Genomic DNA, 17,601 nt, shown 5'->3' on the forward strand with positions numbered 1-17,601 from the left:
GGGATCCTCATCCAGATAGGTGGAGATATCCAGGTTACGACCGGCGGCCAGGGCTCAAGGTTCGCAGTGTGGCATCCCCTGCCAGTCTTTCAGCGGGATCGGCTTGCCGAGGGCGTAGCCTTGGGCGTAGTCCACGCCGATCTGGCGGAGCAGTTCGAAAGTGGCCTGGGACTCGACGAATTCGGCGATGGTCGCGGCGCCCAGGTGATGGGCGACCTGGTTGATGGACTCGACGATGGCGCGATCCAGCGGGTCCTGGTCGAGGTTGCGAACGAAGCTGCCGTCGATCTTCACGTAGTCGACGCGGAAGTTCTTCAGGTAGGTGAAGGAACTGAGGCCGGCGCCGAAGTCATCCAGGGCGATGCGGCAACCACGTTCGCGGACCTGGCTGATGAGTTGGGAGGCCACCGACAGCTTGTTGATCACCGCGGTCTCGGTCAATTCGAAGAGCAGGCGCTGCGGGTCCAGCGGCGAGGCGGCGATCAGTTCCAGCAACTCGGGGAGGAAATCGGCATCGCTCAGGCTATTACCCGAGAGGTTGATGCCCACGTGCAGCTGGGGTCTTTCCTGCAGCCAGGGCACCAGCTCGACCAGCACCTGGCGTACCACCCAGCGGTCGATGCTGCTCATCAGGCCAAAGCGTTCAGCGGCCGGGATGAAGGTAGCCGGCGAGATGAGCTGGCCCTGGACATCACGCAGGCGCAGCAGCAATTCGACGTGCTGCTCATCGCTGCCGCTGTCGCGGGTGGCGACGATGGGCTGGGCGTGCAGTTCGAAGCGATGCTGCTCCAGGGCCTCGCGCAGGCCGCTGGCCATGAGGATCTCCCGGTGCTGGCGCTCGACGTCCTCGCTGCCGGCGCGATAGAGGGCGGCGCGATTGCGTCCGGCATGCTTGGCGGTATAGCAGGCGACGTCGGCCTGGCTCATCAGCTCCGCCGGACTGCGCGTCTCGGCGGTGATGGCGACGATGCCGGCGCTGGCGCCCACATCGTAGAGGCGATCCTGCCAGTTGAAGCGTACCGCGCCGATGCTGGCGATCAGCTTTTCCGCGACTGCCTCGGCCTGCATCAGATCGCAGTCGCGCAGCAACAGGGCGAATTCGTCGCCGCCGATCCGCGCCACGGCGTCGGAGCCGCGCAGGGAATCACGCAGCAGCGTGCCCAGTTCGCGCAGCAGCAGATCGCCCGCGGCGTGGCCGGCGGAATCGTTGACCACCTTGAAGCGGTCCAGGTCGATGAAGCACAGCGCATGCTGAACGGTACCCGCCTGGGCCTGCTGCCAGGCGGCTTCCAGCTCCTGCTCGAACTTCAGGCGGTTGTAGAGCCCGGTCAGGGCGTCATGGGAGGCGTTGTAGCTCAGCTCGCGTTGCAGGTTGCGCGCATGGGTGACGTTCTGGAACACCAGCACTGCGCCGATGATGCGGCCATCGACCGTTCGTACCGGGGCGGCGGAATCCTGGACTTCATGACGCTCGCCCTGGCGACTGAGCAGCACCGCCCCTTCGTCCAGCGAGGTGATGGTCTGCTCCCGCAGGCAGCGGGTCACCGGGCTGGGCAGCTTGGCGTCGCTCTGGCTGTCGTGGATGCGGAAGACCTCCTCGTGGGGCCGCCCCCGGGCGTCCGCCATTGTCCAGCCGGTCAACTGCTCGGCGACCGGATTGAGGAAGAGGATGCGACCCTCGACATCGGTGGTCAGCACGGCGTCGGCAATGGAGGCGAGGGTGACCTGCAGCCGCTCCTTTTCCTCGTACAACGCCGTGGTCAGTTGGTGGTGTTCGGTGACGTCGCGATTGCTGCCGACGAGGCGGACGTGGCCGTCTGCTCCAACCACCGAGATCAGCTCGGAGCGTATATGCCGGACTTCGCCGCCCGGACCGCCATGATTGATGCGGAAGTTGAAGGTATAGGACATCGATTCGCTGACGACCTTGTCGAAGACCTCCAGCGAGCGCGCTCTGTCGTCGGGATGGATGAAGGTGAGCCAGAACTCCATGTCTCGGCATTGATTGTCAGGCGCGATGCCGTAGAGATCGCGCAGCCGGGCATCGGCGTTGAAGCCCGGTGAGCGGGTATCCCACTCCCAGATGCCGAGGTTGCTGGCGCGGATGGCCAGTTCGAGGCGTTCGCGAAGGCTGGCATTGAGCTCGTCGGCACGGCGTTCGGCATCGATGTCGCGGATCTGTAGCAGGTAACCCGTCAACAGGTCCTGATCGTCGTGGTCAGGCGAGCAGGCCATCATCACCCACAGGTCATGGCCGTGGCAGTGACGCAACTGCAGTGTCTGCTCGTGCTCGCCCAGGTCGAGTTCGCGCTGGGAGTCGGCCAGGAGGTCGCGCAGGGGACGACCCTCGAGGCCGCCGCGAGCATAGCCAAGGATGCCTTCCAGGGCTGGATTGACGTCCCACAGCAGCCCGTGGACGGAGACCAGCGCCATGCCATAGGGTGCGGTATCCATGGCGTGACGGTAACGTGCCTGGTTACGCAGCAGGCGCTGGTGCTGATGCCGGCTCTGCTGGACGGCGGCGGCCAGCAACAGGGGCGGCACCTGCATCAATGCCAAGGGTATATAGGTCAACGCCTGCATGGCCAGGGAGACGCCGGTCAGGTCGATGATATGGTTGAAGGTGAGGAGGTTGCCAATCAGCAGGATGGTCAGACCGCCGACGAGCGCCGTACCTTCCACGGTCAGGCGCATGGCAGCTACCAGTAGTAGCATCGCCAGGTAGACGAAGGGATAGGGCAAGTAGCTGAGGATGAGCAGCGCCAGTAGCGGGCTCAACAGCAGCAGCGCCAGAAACTCCGTGAGGCCATGTCGGCTGAAGATGGCCAGTCTCAGCGGCCAAGGCAGGAAAGTCAGCGGCAGGACCACCAGCAGGCCGAGGGCATCGGCGATGTACCAGTGCACGGCGGTGAAGAGCAGTCCGGGTTCGTTGTCCAGGGCGGTGACCAGCGTACCCAGGCTGGCGCCTAGCAGCGGTGGCAGCAGCACGCCATGGATCAGCAACCGGCCCATGGCGGCGATGTTACGGTCGAAGATCAGACTCTGCCGCTGTAACAGCGCGGCCCCGAAGAGAACCTCGGCCAGGTTGCTCAAGCCGAAACCCAACCCGCGCAGGGTACTGCCACCGACCAGCACGTCCGTCAGAACCGTAGCCACCAGGATAGCTGCTGCCAGCAGAGACCAGTGCCGCCGTTGGCTACGCAGCAGCCAGGCCACGGCCAGACCATTGGCTAACCAAAGCATGGGCACCGAACTGGCATCCTGGCCGGTGAAGGCTATGCACAGCAGCGACGTCGCCAGGAACACGCCGCAAAGTGCCAAGGCGCTGCCCAAGGCGGGTGAAACGCGAAGCGTAGATAGGTTCATCGACTGTCCGTAACGGACCGGTCCCGGCGCGAGGCGAGGCGGCGGGAGCGGCAAGTCTTCGAAGCGGCCAGTATCGATGTAGCGGTGACATAAAAAAAGGGAACGCCGACGGGCATTCCCTTTGCTTTGACCAGCGTCAGACTCAGGCGGCTTTGGCCTGTGCCTGGGTGACCGCGCGGTTCAGGGCACTGAGCAGCGCCCGGAAGCTGGCGGTGGTGATGTTCTCGTCGATACCGATGCCGTGCAGCGGACGCTGGCCTTCCAGGCGGATCTCGATGTAGGACGCGGCCTTGGCGTTGGTGCCGGCGCCGATGGAGTGCTCATGGTAGTCCATGATTTCCACCGCCTCGGGCAGGCTGGCCACCAGGGCTTCCAGCGGCCCCTTGCCGGTGCCGTGCCAGTGCTCGGTACGGCCTTCGACGGCTACCTGGATGTCCACGGTGGAAGTGCCGTCTTCCTCGCGCAGCTTGTGGCTGAGCAGGGCATAGGGGCTCTTGGCCTGCAGGTATTCCTGTTCGAGCAGGCTGTGGATCTGGGCGGCGGTCATTTCCAGGCCCAGGCGGTCGGTCTCGCGCTGGACCACCTGGCTAAATTCGATCTGCATGCGGCGCGGCAGGCTGATGCCGTACTCCTGCTCCAGCAGGAAGGTAATGCCGCCCTTGCCCGACTGGCTGTTGACGCGGATGACCGCCTCGTAATCGCGGCCGATGTCAGCCGGGTCGATGGGCAGGTAGGGCACTTCCCAGAGGGCGTCCGGCTTCTGCTGGGCGAAGCCCTTGCGGATGGCATCCTGGTGGGAACCGGAGAAGGCGGTGTGGACCAGGTCGCCGACGTAGGGGTGGCGTGGGTGCACCGGCAACTGGTTGCATTCCTCGACGGTCTTGCGCACGGCATCGATGTCGGAGAAATCCAGCTCAGGGTCGACGCCCTGGGTGTAGAGATTGAGTGCCAGGGTCACCAGGCAGACGTTGCCGGTGCGCTCGCCGTTGCCAAACAGGCAGCCTTCGACACGATCGGCGCCGGCCATGACTGCCAGCTCCGAGGCGGCCACACCGGTGCCGCGGTCGTTATGGGTGTGGACGCTGATCAACACGCTGTCGCGGCGGTCGATGTGGCGGCCGAACCACTCGATCTGGTCGGCGTAGTTGTTCGGCGTGGCGCACTCGATGGTGGCCGGCAGGTTGAGGATCAACTTGTTGGCCGGAGTGGGTGCGAACACCTCGATCACCGCGTTGCACACCTCGACGGCGAAGTCGGTCTCGGTGGAGCTGAACACCTCGGGGGAGTACTCGAAGCCCCACTGGGTCTCCGGGCGCTCGGCGGCCAGGCGCACGATGGTCTGGCCAGCGGCCACGGCGATGGCCTTGACGCCGGCCTTGTCCTGGTTGAAGACAATGCGGCGGAAGCTCGGCGCGCAGGCGTTGTAGTAGTGCACGATGGCGCGCTTGGCACCCGCCAGGGATTCGAAGGTGCGCTCGATGAGGTCGTCGCGGGCCTGGGTCAGCACCTGGATGGTGACGTCGTCGGGGATGTGACCGCCTTCGATCAGCTCGCGGACGAAGTCGAAGTCGGTCTGGGAAGCGGAGGGGAAGCCCACTTCGATCTCTTTCAGGCCCACGGCGACCAGGCACTTGAAGAACGCCATCTTCTTCTCGGCGTCCATCGGCTCGATCAGCGACTGGTTGCCGTCGCGCAGGTCGGTGGACAGCCAGATCGGCGCCTTGTCGATGATCTTGTCCGGCCAGGTACGGTCGGGCAGAGCGACGGGCGTGAAGGGACGGTATTTCTTCGAGGGATCTTTGAGCATGGTCATGGCGAGTCTTTCCTTGGGCGTGGTCGGGAGCTTACGAAGCGAGCGCGGTCGAGCTTCGCAGTCGTGGACTGACCAATCGCAGGCAGCGGTGCTGCCGGAGGAGGATGAGGGTATGGGCGTTGTGCATGGCGCTTACGTTAGTCCGCCCGGGGCATGGCTCGCAATGTTCTTTTTAAAATTGGCAGGCTTATACGCCTGGCGCCATTTATTGGTGATTTATTGCGCATGAGAAGAGAATTTTGGTGATTCCTGAAAAGGCTGGGTGCTCTTCTTTCTGTAACGGGAAGTCGCTGGGGCGATCCGTATCGCTTGCCTGAGGTCAAGGCTAGAGAGTTGGAGTCCAAGAGGTCGGAGGAAAGCATCCATGAAGATCCTGTCCCTGGTCGGGGTGGCGACCACCTTGCTCGCCGGTCTGGTAGCCACGGCGCAGGCCGCTGACAACCCCCTCGACGCTGAGCGTTGGAAGACGCGGCCGTTGATCCTGGTGGCGCCTACGGCGAACGATCCCCAGGTGACACAGCTACGCGCCGAACTGGCGCAAACGGCCAATCGCGAAGCCTTCGCCGAACGAGAGATGGTGCTCTATACGGTGGTGGGCGACGCCGGCAGCCGCAATGACCGGCCCTTACGCCCCGAGCAGACCCGAGCGCTACTCCAAGCGCTCGACGCGCGCGCCGGGCAGCCGGCCACCCTGTATCTGGTGGGCAAGGATGGAGGGGTCAAGGTGCGCGAGGAACAGGGATGGTCGCTCAAGGCGCTGTTCGGCACCATCGACAGGATGCCGATGCGGCGGTAGCGGCTTTGCCTTCACCCCAGCCCTCTCCCGGAGGGAAGAGGGCTGTCTGGCTCAGGCTCTGTACCTGGGTTCATCCGAGTTCGCTGTCTTGCACTGCCAGGCAAGACTTGCCCTTAGCCACAAAAAATCGCAGTCTGCCGCTCTTCCCCAGTCAGACCTGTGCCCGCGCGATGATCCAGAGCAAGCTTCCCGGCCTCGCCGTCACCATCTTCACCCGCATGTCCCAGCTCGCCACCGAAACCGGGGCGCTGAATCTCTCCCAGGGCTTTCCCGATTTCGACGGTCCCGCCGAGCTGTTGGCGGCAGTAGGGCATCATGTGGCGGCCGGCCACAACCAGTACGCGCCCATGACCGGATTGCCGGCGCTGCGCCAGCAGGTGGCGGCCAAGGTCGCGGCCTTCTATGGTCGGGAGGTGAGTGCCGATACCGAGGTCACCATCGTACCCGGCGCCACCCAGGGGCTGTTCTGCGCGCTGCAGACGCTGGTGCGGCCGGGGGACGAGGTCATCGTCTTCGATCCCTGCTACGACAGCTACGAGCCCTCGGTGCAACTGGCCGGTGGGCGTTGTGTGCACGTGCCCCTGGCGCTGCCGGGTTTCGGCATCGACTGGGCGGCACTGGAAGCGGCGCTGAGCCCTCGTACCCGCGCCATCGTGCTCAATACCCCGCACAACCCCAGTGGTGCCCTGATCGGCGCTGCCGAGCTGGATCGCCTAGCCGCCTTGATCCGCGGGCGCGATCTCTATCTGGTCAGTGACGAGGTCTATGAGCACCTGGTCTACGACGGCCAGCGCCATGCCAGCGTCATCACCCATGACGAACTCTATGCCCGCGCCTTCGTGGTCAGTTCCTTCGGCAAGACCTATCACGTCACCGGTTGGAAGACCGGCTACGTGGTGGCGCCGCCGGCGCTCACCGCCGAGTTGCGCAAGGTGCACCAGTACGTGAGCTTTTGCGGGGTGACGCCGATCCAGTGCGCCCTGGCCGATTTCATGGCTGCCCATCCCGAGCATCTGAGTGAGTTGCCGGCCTTCTACCAGGCCAAGCGCGATCTCTTCTGCGATCTGCTGGGCAAGTCGCGCTTCACCTTCCAGCGCGCCGCCGGTACCTATTTCCAGGTAGTGGATTACTCCGCCATCCGCCCGGAGCTGGACGACGTGGCCATGGCCGAATGGCTGACCCGCGAGCATGGCGTCGCGGCCATCCCGCTGTCGGTGTTCTATCAGCAGCCGCCTGCGGACCTGCGCCTGGTGCGCTTCTGCTTCGCCAAGCGCGAAGAGACCCTGCGCCAGGCAGCGGAGCGGCTATGCGCGATCTGAGCCCGACCCAGGACCTACACCTGGCCCTGTTGCAGAGCGAATTGGCCTGGCATGACCCGGCGGCCAATCGCGCGCATTTCGAGCGTCAGTTGGCGGAGGTGGGAGCGGTCGACCTGATCATCCTGCCGGAGATGTTCACCACCGGCTTCTCCATGGACTCGGCAACCCTCGCCGAACCTATCGACGGCCCCACCTCGGCCTGGATGCGCGCCCAGGCGCAGCGCAGCGGCGCCGTGGTGACCGGCAGCCTGATCGTGCAGGACGAGCACGGCCAGTATCGCAATCGCCTGCTGTGGGCGACGCCGGACGGCGAATTGCTGCACTACGACAAGCGCCATCTCTTTCGCATGGCCGGCGAGCACGAGCACTACGCCCCCGGTGCGGAGCGGCGACTGGTCACCCTCAAGGGCTGGCGCATCCGTCCGCTGGTCTGCTACGACCTAAGATTCCCGGTGTGGAGCCGGGCGCAGGACGACACCGATCTGCTGCTCTATGTGGCCAACTGGCCAGCGCCCCGGCGTGGCCATTGGAATCGCCTGCTGCCGGCGCGGGCCATCGAGAATCTCTGCTACGTCGCCGCGGTGAATCGGATCGGCAGCGACGGCAATGGCCATCCCTATGCCGGCGACAGCCAGGTGCTGGACTTCCAGGGCGAACCCCTGGTCGAGGCCGGCGCGGCGGCTGGTATCTTCCGGGCCACCCTGTCGGCCACAGAACTAGCCGCCTATCGCCAGCGCTTCCCGGCGCAGCGCGACGCTGACGCCTTCAGCCTGGACTGATCAGGCCCAGAAAGGCGCCGGCTGGGCTCGGTGGGCGTGGATCAGGGCGATGGCCTGGTCCACGTCCTGCTCGGTGGTATAGCGACCCAGGCTGAACCTGTAGCTGCGCGCTGCCTGGTCCGCGTCCAGACCCAGCCCCAGCAGGACATGAGAGGGCGCAGCCTTGGCCGAGCTGCAGGCCGAGGTGGTGGAGAAGGCCAGCTGGCGTTGCAGGGCGACGGTGTCCAGCGCGGTGGCGAAGGTCAGGTTCAGGGTGTGGGGGATGCGCTGCTGGGCGCAGCCGTTCAGGCGCGTACCGGGCAGGCCTTGCACGCCGGCCAGAAAGCGGTCGCGCAGGGCCGTGAGTCTGTCGTTTTCCCGCACCATGGCCTGGCCGGCGAGGACGAAGGCCGTGCCCATGCCGACGATCTGGTGGGTGGCGAGGGTTCCCGAGCGCAGCCCGCGTTCGTGGCCGCCGCCATGGATCTGTGCCTGGAGCGCACCTTCCGCGCGCGGACCGACATAGAGCGCGCCGATGCCCTTGGGCCCATAGGTCTTGTGGGCGGAAAAGGACATGAGGTCGACGTCCAGCCGGGCGAGGTCGATGGCAACCTTGCCGGTGGCCTGGGCGGCGTCCACGTGGAACAGCGCGCCACGGGCGCGGACCTGGGTGCCTATACGGGCAATGTCGGTCAGGGTGCCCAGCTCGTTGTTCACCAGCATCAGCGAGACCAGGAAGGTGTCGTCGCGCCAGGCCTGCGCCACGGCGTCCGCGGTGATGAGGCCCTGCTCGTTCGGCGTCAGGTAGGTGACGGCGAAGCCCTCGGCTTCCAGCTGCGCGGCGGTATCCAGTACGGCTCGATGTTCCAGGCAACTGGTGATGAGATGTCCCTGGCCGCGGCGGCGGGCCACGCCGAGCAGGGCGAGGTTGTTGGATTCGGTGGCGCCCGACGTCCAGATCAGTTGCTCGGGCTGGGCGCCGACCAGCTCGGCGACCTCTTGGCGGGCCTTATCCACGGCGCGCTGGGCATCGTTGCCGAAGGCATGGCCGCGCGAGGCGGGATTGCCGAACACGCTCTGGCGCCCCAGGCAACCGAGCATGGCTTCGATGACGGCGTCATCGACCGGAGTGGTGGCGGCATAATCGAAATACAGCGGAAGAGCGTCCATGGCGGGGTCTCAGGCGTTTGGATGGCATCAGGTTAACGCCGTCACCGGTGAAGGAATTTGCTTTTTCCTCGCCAGGCTGAGATTGAATTCGAATACTATTCTGCCAATAGGCAATTAAAGAGAAAATTTTTCCTTGGACCGTTTCGACCGCGCCATTCTCGACCTCTTGCAGCAGGACAGCACCCAACCGGTGGCCGATATTGCCGAGCGCATCGGCCTGGGCACCACCGCCTGCTGGCGGCGTATCCAGAAGCTGGAAGAGCAGGGGGTCATCCGGGCACGGGTCGCCCTGCTCGATCCTCGCCAGCTCAATGTGGGGGTGACGGTGTTCGTCTCGGTGCGTACCAACCAGCATGCACTGGACTGGTTGCAGCGCTTCCATGCGGCGGTGGCGGCCATTCCGGAAGTGGTGGAGCTTTATCGCATGGCCGGCAACACCGACTACCTGATGCGCATCGTCGTCCCGGACATCGCCGCCTATGACGGCGTGTACAAGCGACTGATCCAGGTGCCGGGGCTGCTGGACGTCAGTTCCAGTTTCGCCATGGAGCAGATCAAGTACAGCACGGCCTTGCCGCTGGATTATGTGCGGTAAGGGGGCGAACGCAGACCCGTAGCGTGGAAAACGGCGCAGCCTTTTCCACTGGGACAGACGTCGCACGGGATGCCCTCACCCCAACCCTCTGGGAAGTTCGGTTCGCGAGGAGCCCCCTCGCCCTATCCGCTACCAAAGAAAAAGGGGGCTATTCGCCCCCTTCCCTTCGCAACGCACTACCGGCTTACCGCCGCTTGTCCTTGCGCTTCTTCTCCGCCTTCTTGTGGTGGCTCATCAGGCGGCGCTTCTTGTTCACCTGGCGCTCGGTGAGGGTGTTCTTCTTGCCCTCGAAGGGGTTCTCGCCACCGCGGTATTCGATGCGAATCGGCGTACCCACCAGCTTGAGCACCCGGCGGAAGGTCTTTTCCAGGTAGCGGGTGTAGGACTTGGGTACCGCATCGGTCTGGTTGCCGTGGATGACGATCAGCGGCGGGTTGGCGCCGCCCAGGTGGGCATAGCGCAGCTTGATGCGGCGGCCACTGATCATCGGCGGCTGGTGCTCCTGCACCGCGTCCTCGAGGATCTGGGTCAGGCGGCTGGTGGGCCAGCGGGTGGTGGCCGAGGCGAAGGACTGCTGCACCGACTTGTACAGGTGGCCCACGCCGGTGCCATGCAGCGCCGAGATGAAGTGGATGTCGGCGAAGTCGACGAACAGCAGGCGGCGTTCCAGCTCGGTCTTGACGTAGTCGCGCTCGCCAGCCTCCATGCCGTCCCACTTGTTCAGGGCGATCACCAGGGCGCGTCCGGTCTCCAACACGAAGCCGAGCAGGTTGAGGTCGTGCTCGACCACCCCCTCGCGGGCGTCCATGACGAAGATCACCACGTTGGCGTCCTGGATCGCCTGCAGCGTCTTGACCACCGAGAACTTCTCGACCGCCTCGAAGATCTTGCCGCGGCGGCGCACGCCGGCCGTGTCGATCAGGGTGTAGCGTTCTTCGTTGCGCTCGAAGGGGATGTAGATGCTGTCGCGCGTGGTGCCGGCCTGGTCGTAGACGATCACCCGCTCCTCGCCGAGCATGCGGTTGACCAGGGTCGACTTGCCGACGTTGGGCCGGCCGATCACGGCGATCTTGATGCCGGTGATCTCGTCGATGCCCTGCACCCGGCGGAAGACGTCACCGCCCTCCTCCGCAGCGGCCCGTACCTCGTCCTCGGTGAGTTCCTCGACCGGTGCCTCGTCCTTGGGAAAGACGCCCAGGGCGGCTTCCAGCAGGTTGTTCACGCCACGACCGTGGGCCGCGGCGATGGGATAGGCGTCGCCGATGGCCAGCGGGCTGAATTCCGCCCGGGCGATGTCCGGATCGACGGTATCGACCTTGTTGGCCACCAGGAAGGTGCGCTTGTTTCGCTTGCGCAGGTGCTCGGCGATCATCTGGTCGGCCACGGTCAGGCCGTCGCGCGAGTCCACCAGGAACAGCACGGCATCGGATTCTTCGATGGCCTGCAGCGACTGCTCGGCCATCTTCAGGTCGATGCCTTCCTCGTCACCGGAGATACCGCCGGTATCCACCACGATGTAGGTCCGTCCCTGCCACTTGGCCTCGCCGTACTTGCGATCGCGGGTCAGGCCGGCGAAGTCGGCGACGATGGCGTCGCGCGTCTTGGTCAGACGGTTGAAAAGCGTGGATTTGCCGACGTTCGGCCGCCCCACCAGTGCAATTACGGGAACCATGCGGCTCTCCCAGAGCAGAAAACACGATGGCCGCTACCGAGCTTCACGGTAGCGGCCATCGGTTGAGGATAAAAGTTCTAGCGCAGACGATAGGCGGCGAGTGTACCGCCATTGCCGTAAACGTAGAGCATGTCGCCGACGACCAGCGGTCTTACCCGGATACCGTCGCCATCGACCTTGGTCCGACCGACGAAACGGCCATCGACCTGGCTCAGCAGGTGGATGTAGCCGGCGTAGTCGCCCACCACCACGTTGCTCGACCAGACCACCGGACCGGAGAGCTGGCGGCGGGCCAGATCGGAGTTGCTCCACAGGGTAGAGGTGGAGGATTCCTCGACCGCCTCGACGGTACCGTTGTCCAGGCTCAGGTAGACGTTGCCGAAGCCTTCGGTCACGCCGTCGTAGCTGGACGCATCGCGCTGCCAGAGGATCTGGCCGTTGGCCGGATTGAGTGCTGCCACCCGACCGTTGTAGCTGACCACATAGAGGGTATCGCCCGACAGCGACAGGCCACCATCGACGTCGACGATGCGCTCCAGTTCGGAACGGCCCTTGGGCACGGCGATCTGTTGCTCCCACAGCGGCAGACCACGCTGCACGTCCACGGCGACGACCTTGCCATTGGCGAAACCGGCCATGGCCACCTGGTCGGTGACCAGCGGAGCACCGGTGCCGCGCAGGCTCAACACGGGCAGGCTGTCTTCGTAGACCCAGCGGCGCGAACCGCTGCCCGCTTCGAAGGCATACAGCTTGGCATCCTGGGACTGCACCACCACCACGTCGTTGTGCACCACCGGCGCCGACAGCACTTCGCTGGACACCTGGGCGCGCCACTTCTCGCTACCGTCGCTGGCATCCAGGGCGATCACCTGCCCACGCAGGGTACCGACCACCACCAGCCCGGAGCCAACCCCGACGCCACCGGAAACCGGCAGGTCCAGGTCCTTCTTCCAGAGCACCGCGCCGGTCTCGCGATTCATCGCCATGACCCGGCCATCGGCATCGGCGGCGAAGATCGTCTGACCCTCCACCGCCGGCACCAGGCGGTTGTATTCCTTGCCCTGGCCATCGCCGATGGAGCGACTCCAGACTTCATCCAGCCGGACTTCCGCCTTGATGTCCTTCAGCTCGGCCGGGGGCAGCTCTTTCTTGCCGGTGCTGCTGCAACCGACGACCGCAAGGGCGAGGCCCAGTACCGCGATAGGCTTCCAGCGCAACATCAGGCGTCTCCTTTGGCGAGATCATCGAGTTTCATCTGCAGCACGCCTTCGGCTGCATCGTTGGGCAGCGCGGCACGCGCCTTCTCATAGGCGACCCGCGCCTCGGCCGGCTTCTTCAGCGCCACCAGCAGGTCACCACGCAACTCCTCACGATTGGCGACATAGGCCTTGGGCGCCTCGCCATCGAGCAGCTTCAAGCCCTCTTCGGCCTTGCCCTGAGCCGCCAGCACCCGGGCCAGGCGCTCACGCGCCAACTCGCCGAGTTCTTCGTCATAAGGCTTGGCCAGCACCGCCTTCAATTCGTTGGCCGCATCGTCCAGGCGATTGCTGTCCGCCGCCACCTTGGCGACGAAGAGGCCACCGTACTGCGCATAGGCGGTACCGGAATAATCCTGCTTGAGCTTGCCGAAGGTGTCGGTGACGCGGGCCGTGTCCACCTTGCCACCAGGGGCGAGAGCCGCTTCCACCAGTTGCTGATAGAGCACCGAGGCACCTTGCGCCTGGTTGCTCTGGTAACGCTGCCAGCCCTGCCAGCCGAGTACCGCTACCAGGGCGATGACACCACCGGCTACCAGCGGCTTGCCGTTACGCTGCCACCAGGCCTTGGCGACCACCAGATTGTCGTCGTCGATGGAACTCAAATCCGTTCTCCTCAATTCCCGCGACCGGCAGCGGCCGGGGGCAAAATCTCGTCCAGACGTGCGGCCAGGGCCGCGAAATCGACCTTTTCCTGGGGCGCATCGCCACGCAGCGGCTTGAGCGCCACCTGTTGCGCGGCCAGTTCGTCCTCGCCCAGGATCATGGCCCAGAGCGCACCGCTCTTGTCGGCCTTCTTGAACTGGCTCTTGAAGCTGCCGCCGCCGGCATTGACCAGCAGGCGCAGGTCGGGACGGGCATCACGCAGCTTTTCCGCCAGGCTCAGGCCGGCCAGCTCGGCCGCCTCGCCAAAGGCGCAGAGGTAGAGATCGGCCGGGCGCATGAGATCGCTCGGCAGGCGCTCCAGGGTTTCCAGCAGCAGTACCAGGCGCTCGACGCCCATGGCGAAACCGACACCAGGGGTGGGCTTGCCGCCGAATTGGGTGATCAGGCCATCGTAACGGCCACCGGCGCACACGGTGCCCTGGGCGCCGAGTTTGTCGGTGACCCACTCGAACACGGTACGGCCATAGTAATCCAGGCCACGCACCAGCTTGGGATTGATCTCGTAGCGGATCCCGGCGGCATCCAGACGCGCCTTGAGGCCGTCGAAATGGGCCCGGGACTCGTCGTCCAGATAGTCGGCCAGGGTCGGAGCCCCGACCAGCAGCGCCTGGGTCTGGGCATTCTTGCTGTCGAGGATGCGCAGAGGATTGGTGGTCAGGCGGCGCTGGCTGTCTTCGTCGAGCTGCTCGAAGCGCTCCTGCAGATAGGCCACCAAGGCCTCGCGATAACGCCCGCGATCGGCACTGGAGCCCAGGCTGTTGAGCTGCAGGGTAACGGCGTCGGTCAGGCCCAGACGCTGCCAGAGGCGTGCGGTGAGCACGATCAGCTCGGCATCGATGTCCGGCCCAGGCAGGTTGAACACCTCCACGCCGATCTGATGGAACTGGCGATAACGACCCTTCTGCGGCTTCTCGTAGCGGAACATCGGGCCGGCGTACCACAGCTTCTGCACCTGGCCACCGCCGGTGAGGCCGTGCTCCAGCACCGCCCGCACGCAACCCGCGGTGCCTTCCGGCCTCAGGGTCAGGGATTCCTCGTTACGGTCGAGGAAGGTGTACATCTCCTTGTCCACCACGTCGGTGCCCTCGCCGATACCACGGGCGAAGAGTTCGGTGAACTCCATGATGGGCAGGCGGATCTCGTGGTAGCCATAGCCGTCGAGCAACGTCGCGAAGGTACGTTCCAGGTAGCGCCAGGCCGGAGTCTGCTCCGGCAGGATATCGTTCATGCCACGGATGGCTTGCAGGGACTTGCTCACGAAAGGGCCTTATTCCTTGATCTTTCAGCTGCGCGCGATGAGCGCGGCATCCGCTTCGGCCTTTTCGGCCGCCTTGCGGCGAATGAGCCCTTCAAGCTCGTCCACCAGATTGTCGTTGTTCAGCTTGGACGCCGGCTTGCCGTCGATGTACACCAGGTTGTTCGGCGTACCTCCGGTCAGGCCCACGTGGGCTTCCTTGGCTTCGCCGGGACCATTGACCACGCAGCCGATCACCGCGACGTCCAGGGGGACCAGCAGGTCTTCCAGGCGCCCTTCCAGCTCGTTCATGGTCTTGACCACATCGAAGTTCTGCCGCGAACAGCTCGGGCAGGCGATGAAGTTGATGCCACGGGATCTCAGGCGCAGGGACTTGAGGATATCGAAACCGACCTTGATCTCCTCGACCGGATCGGCCGCCAGCGAGATGCGGATGGTATCGCCGATGCCCTCGGCCAACAGCATGCCCAGACCGACCGCGGACTTCACGGTACCCGAGCGCAGGCCGCCGGCTTCGGTGATGCCCAGGTGCAGCGGCTGCTCGATACGGGTCGCCAACTGGCGGTAGGCCGCCACGGCCATGAAGACGTCGCTGGCCTTCACACTGACCTTGAAGTCCGGATAGTCCAGCTTCTCCAGGTGATCGACGTGGCGCATGGCCGATTCCACCAGGGCTTCCGGGGTGGGCTCGCCGTACTTCTTCTGCAGGTCCTTTTCGAGGGAGCCGGCATTGACGCCGATGCGGATCGGGATGCCACGTTCGCGAGCCGCGTCGACCACCGCCTTCACCCGATCTTCGCGTCCGATGTTGCCGGGGTTGATGCGCAGGCAATCCACGCCCAATTCGGCGACACGCAGGGCGATCTTGTAGTCGAAGTGGATGTCGGCCACCAGCGGCAGGCTGACCCGCTGCTTGATGCGACCGAAGGCCTCGGCGGCATCCATGTCGGGCACGGAGACGCGCACGATGTCGGCACCGGCGTCCTGCAGACGCTGGATCTGCGCCACGGTGGCATCGACATCGCAGGTTTCGGTGTTGGTCATGCTCTGCACGGCGATGGGAGCATCGCCGCCGACCGGCACCGAGCCGACCCAGATCTTGCGGGATAGTCGACGTTTGATGGGCGATTCGCTATGCATGCTGGTTTCCCATGGGGTCGCCGGACGTCATTGTCCGGCTTGACCGAGTTTGATACGGGCGGTTTCGCCCTTGGTGAACGGCGCGAGATCGACGATCTGGCCGTTGTAGGTGATCTGCGCCCCACGGGCGTAGCCGAGCCGGATGTTGACCGGCGCCTGGATCGAGGCGTAGTCGAGGCTCTCGCCGCCCTTCTTCAGGCCGCTGAACAGGATCTTGCCGGTACCGTCGCTGACCTGCACCCAGCAGTTGGCGGAGAAACGGATATCCAGGCTGTCGGCACCGGTAGCGGCTGGCGCCGCCGGCGCGCTCGGCGTAGCGGCAGGTGCCGCCGCGGTGGCGGTGGCAGGTGCGGCAGGGCTCGGCGCACCCGTGACGGCGGTGGCTGCGGGCGGCGCTGGCGTAGCAGCCGGCGCGGGCATGTTGGCCACGGTGTTGGCGTCGGGCACGGGCGTTCCCACCGGTGACGGCAGGCTGGCCGCCGGGCTCTGGGCCACGGCTGGGGGCTGCTGCTCTTCGGGCTCGTCGATGGGGTGGATTTCGGTCTTGCCGTCGGCCCCCTCCACCTCGACGTGCTCCATGCTCACGGCGCTGCTGACGGAGGCCTGGCGGCTGCGCTCCTGCCACCAGAACAGGCCCATGGCGATGATCAGTACCACCAGGATGAAACTGACGAATCTCAGGATGTTGCGCGACAGCCGTACCGGCTCGTCGAGCCGCCCCAGGCTGTGCACGGTACTGCCCTTGGCATCGGTACCGGTGTAGCTGTCGAAGGCACGCACCAGCTCCACCTGGTCCAGGCCGAGCAGCTTGCCATAGGCCTTGATGTAACCCCGGGTGAAGGTATGCCCCGGCATCTGCTGATAGTTGCCCGCTTCGAGCTGATCGATGATGCGCGCGCTGAGATTGAGACTCTGGGCAACCTGGGCCTGGCTCCAGCCAAGCTCAAGACGCTTCTGCCGCAAGATCTCACCGGGATTGCCCCGTCCGGCGTGTACCGCTTCGGATTGCACTGCGGTCATTTCTGCTCCGACTGAAGTTGACGATATTCAGGTGAGTTCGGGTACAGGCGCTTCAGCTGCAAGGCATAGCTCGCCGCGGTGTTGCGATCATTGAACACCTCGGCGAGACGGATCCCGAGCAACAGGCTCCGGGCATCCTGGGGACTGAGCTGGCTGAAGGCCTGGTAATAGCTACGAGACGGCACGTAGTCGCGCGACTGGTAGGCCAGTTGAGCCAATTCGAACAATGCCCTGGGCTGGTTACGATCCAGCCGCAGGGATTTTTCCAGATTTTCCTTGCCCAAGTCGACCTGATTGAGTCGCAGGGCGGTCAGGCCAAGATTCTCGAACACCCGGGCGCGCTCGGGATAAAGGGTATCTTCGGCGGCCTGGGTAAAGCGTTCGTAGGCATCCTTGTAGCGCCCCTGCTCATAGAGGAAGCTGCCGTAGTTGTTGAGGATGCGGGCGTCATGGGGGCGTTCGCGCAGGGCCAGGCGATATTCCTGGTCCGCCAGTTGCGCCTCCCCCTGAGCTTGGAACACCAGGGCCAGGGCGGCATGGGCATCGGCGCTGGAGGAATCCAGCTCCAGGGCCTTTTTCAGCGGCACCTTGGCCTGTTCGGTATTGCCCTGCTGGACGTAGCCGAGGCCGAGCTGGATGTAGGCATCACGGGCCTGCATCCGTCCCTCGCGGGTATCCATGGGGTTGCGATCACCCTCGGTCACGCAGCCGGCCAGGCCGCTGACCACCAGGGCGAGCGCGACAGCCGCAAAGCGCGTGATCGCCATGGTCGCGC

The 17,601-nt window shown here is 65.0% G+C and carries 14 protein-coding genes; 4 read left to right on the top strand and 10 right to left on the bottom strand.

All coding sequences use genetic code 11. The annotated features are described in order from the left end of the window. Positions 1-54: 54 nt before the first annotated feature. Together CCZ28_RS09930 and leuA are read right to left on the bottom strand one after the other, a co-directional pair. A complete protein-coding gene (locus tag CCZ28_RS09930; RefSeq protein WP_140217669.1) occupies positions 55-3,366 on the bottom strand; it encodes an EAL domain-containing protein in 3,312 nt (1,103 codons plus the stop codon). 142 nt (positions 3,367-3,508) lie between these two features. Then, positions 3,509-5,179, bottom strand: coding sequence for a 2-isopropylmalate synthase (leuA, locus tag CCZ28_RS09935; protein ID WP_140217670.1), 1,671 nt, complete (start codon positions 5,177-5,179; stop codon positions 3,509-3,511). Positions 5,180-5,543: 364 nt separating this feature from the next. Between leuA and CCZ28_RS09940 the strand changes: the two genes are divergently transcribed. The 3 genes from CCZ28_RS09940 to CCZ28_RS09950 all read left to right on the top strand — a co-directional run bounded on the left by CCZ28_RS09940 (position 5,544) and on the right by CCZ28_RS09950 (position 8,073). Next, complete coding sequence (locus CCZ28_RS09940) at positions 5,544-5,975, top strand: DUF4174 domain-containing protein (protein WP_140217672.1); 432 nt, start codon at positions 5,544-5,546, stop codon at positions 5,973-5,975. Positions 5,976-6,145: 170 nt separating this feature from the next. Continuing rightward, a complete protein-coding gene (locus CCZ28_RS09945) occupies positions 6,146-7,294 on the top strand; it encodes a pyridoxal phosphate-dependent aminotransferase (protein ID WP_140217674.1) in 1,149 nt (382 codons plus the stop codon). Beyond that, positions 7,282-8,073, top strand: coding sequence for an amidohydrolase (locus CCZ28_RS09950; RefSeq protein WP_140217676.1), 792 nt, complete (start codon positions 7,282-7,284; stop codon positions 8,071-8,073). Before CCZ28_RS09945 ends, CCZ28_RS09950 begins: the two co-directional genes overlap by 13 nt. Here the strand turns inward: CCZ28_RS09950 and CCZ28_RS09955 are convergent, their stop codons facing one another. Beyond that, positions 8,074-9,222 carry an aminotransferase class V-fold PLP-dependent enzyme gene (locus CCZ28_RS09955; protein ID WP_140217678.1) on the bottom strand — a complete coding sequence of 383 codons (1,149 nt, stop codon included), beginning with the start codon at positions 9,220-9,222 and terminating at the stop codon, positions 8,074-8,076. A 133-nt stretch (positions 9,223-9,355) separates the two neighbouring features. On the opposite strand from CCZ28_RS09955, the gene CCZ28_RS09960 reads away from it, so the two are divergent. Continuing rightward, positions 9,356-9,817, top strand: coding sequence for an Lrp/AsnC family transcriptional regulator (locus CCZ28_RS09960; RefSeq protein ID WP_058760006.1), 462 nt, complete (start codon positions 9,356-9,358; stop codon positions 9,815-9,817). A 184-nt stretch (positions 9,818-10,001) separates the two neighbouring features. On the opposite strand, the gene der is transcribed toward CCZ28_RS09960, so the two are convergent. From der to pilW, 7 genes are all read right to left on the bottom strand, one after another. Beyond that, positions 10,002-11,489 (bottom strand): ribosome biogenesis GTPase Der, encoded by a 1,488-nt coding sequence (der, locus tag CCZ28_RS09965; RefSeq protein ID WP_140217680.1) that lies wholly within the window; start codon positions 11,487-11,489, stop codon positions 10,002-10,004. Between the two features lie 77 nt (positions 11,490-11,566). Beyond that, positions 11,567-12,709, bottom strand: coding sequence for an outer membrane protein assembly factor BamB (bamB, locus tag CCZ28_RS09970; RefSeq protein ID WP_140217682.1), 1,143 nt, complete (start codon positions 12,707-12,709; stop codon positions 11,567-11,569). Then, complete coding sequence (locus tag CCZ28_RS09975) at positions 12,709-13,350, bottom strand: tetratricopeptide repeat protein (RefSeq protein ID WP_140217684.1); 642 nt, start codon at positions 13,348-13,350, stop codon at positions 12,709-12,711. Before CCZ28_RS09975 ends, bamB begins: the two co-directional genes overlap by 1 nt. Before the next feature lie 11 nt (positions 13,351-13,361). After that, positions 13,362-14,669 carry a histidine--tRNA ligase gene (gene hisS, locus CCZ28_RS09980; RefSeq protein ID WP_058759999.1) on the bottom strand — a complete coding sequence of 436 codons (1,308 nt, stop codon included), beginning with the start codon at positions 14,667-14,669 and terminating at the stop codon, positions 13,362-13,364. A gap of 24 nt (positions 14,670-14,693) precedes the next feature. Then, entirely contained in the window at positions 14,694-15,806 is a 1,113-nt protein-coding gene (gene ispG / locus CCZ28_RS09985; protein ID WP_058759998.1) for a flavodoxin-dependent (E)-4-hydroxy-3-methylbut-2-enyl-diphosphate synthase, read from the bottom strand. A gap of 27 nt (positions 15,807-15,833) precedes the next feature. Next, positions 15,834-16,826 (bottom strand): RodZ domain-containing protein, encoded by a 993-nt coding sequence (locus tag CCZ28_RS09990; protein WP_140217686.1) that lies wholly within the window; start codon positions 16,824-16,826, stop codon positions 15,834-15,836. Continuing rightward, positions 16,823-17,593 (bottom strand): type IV pilus biogenesis/stability protein PilW, encoded by a 771-nt coding sequence (gene pilW / locus CCZ28_RS09995; RefSeq protein ID WP_140217688.1) that lies wholly within the window; start codon positions 17,591-17,593, stop codon positions 16,823-16,825. The genes CCZ28_RS09990 and pilW overlap by 4 nt, the downstream gene beginning before the upstream one ends. Between the last annotated feature and the right edge of the window lie 8 nt (positions 17,594-17,601).

The organism is Pseudomonas oryzihabitans (assembly GCF_006384975.1).
GTDB classification, from domain to species: domain Bacteria; phylum Pseudomonadota; class Gammaproteobacteria; order Pseudomonadales; family Pseudomonadaceae; genus Chryseomonas; species Chryseomonas psychrotolerans_B.

Coding starts and splice junctions, on each gene's coding strand:
- CCZ28_RS09945 (WP_140217674.1), top strand. CDS start 6,146: ATGATCCAGAGCAAGCTTCCCGGCCTCGCCGTCACCATCTTCACCCGC.
- CCZ28_RS09955 (WP_140217678.1), bottom strand. CDS start 9,222: ATGGACGCTCTTCCGCTGTATTTCGATTATGCCGCCACCACTCCGGTC.
- bamB (WP_140217682.1), bottom strand. CDS start 12,709: ATGTTGCGCTGGAAGCCTATCGCGGTACTGGGCCTCGCCCTTGCGGTC.
- CCZ28_RS09990 (WP_140217686.1), bottom strand. CDS start 16,826: ATGACCGCAGTGCAATCCGAAGCGGTACACGCCGGACGGGGCAATCCC.
- CCZ28_RS09930 (WP_140217669.1), bottom strand. CDS start 3,366: ATGAACCTATCTACGCTTCGCGTTTCACCCGCCTTGGGCAGCGCCTTG.
- der (WP_140217680.1), bottom strand. CDS start 11,489: ATGGTTCCCGTAATTGCACTGGTGGGGCGGCCGAACGTCGGCAAATCC.
- CCZ28_RS09940 (WP_140217672.1), top strand. CDS start 5,544: ATGAAGATCCTGTCCCTGGTCGGGGTGGCGACCACCTTGCTCGCCGGT.
- leuA (WP_140217670.1), bottom strand. CDS start 5,179: ATGACCATGCTCAAAGATCCCTCGAAGAAATACCGTCCCTTCACGCCC.
- ispG (WP_058759998.1), bottom strand. CDS start 15,806: ATGCATAGCGAATCGCCCATCAAACGTCGACTATCCCGCAAGATCTGG.
- pilW (WP_140217688.1), bottom strand. CDS start 17,593: ATGGCGATCACGCGCTTTGCGGCTGTCGCGCTCGCCCTGGTGGTCAGC.
- CCZ28_RS09950 (WP_140217676.1), top strand. CDS start 7,282: ATGCGCGATCTGAGCCCGACCCAGGACCTACACCTGGCCCTGTTGCAG.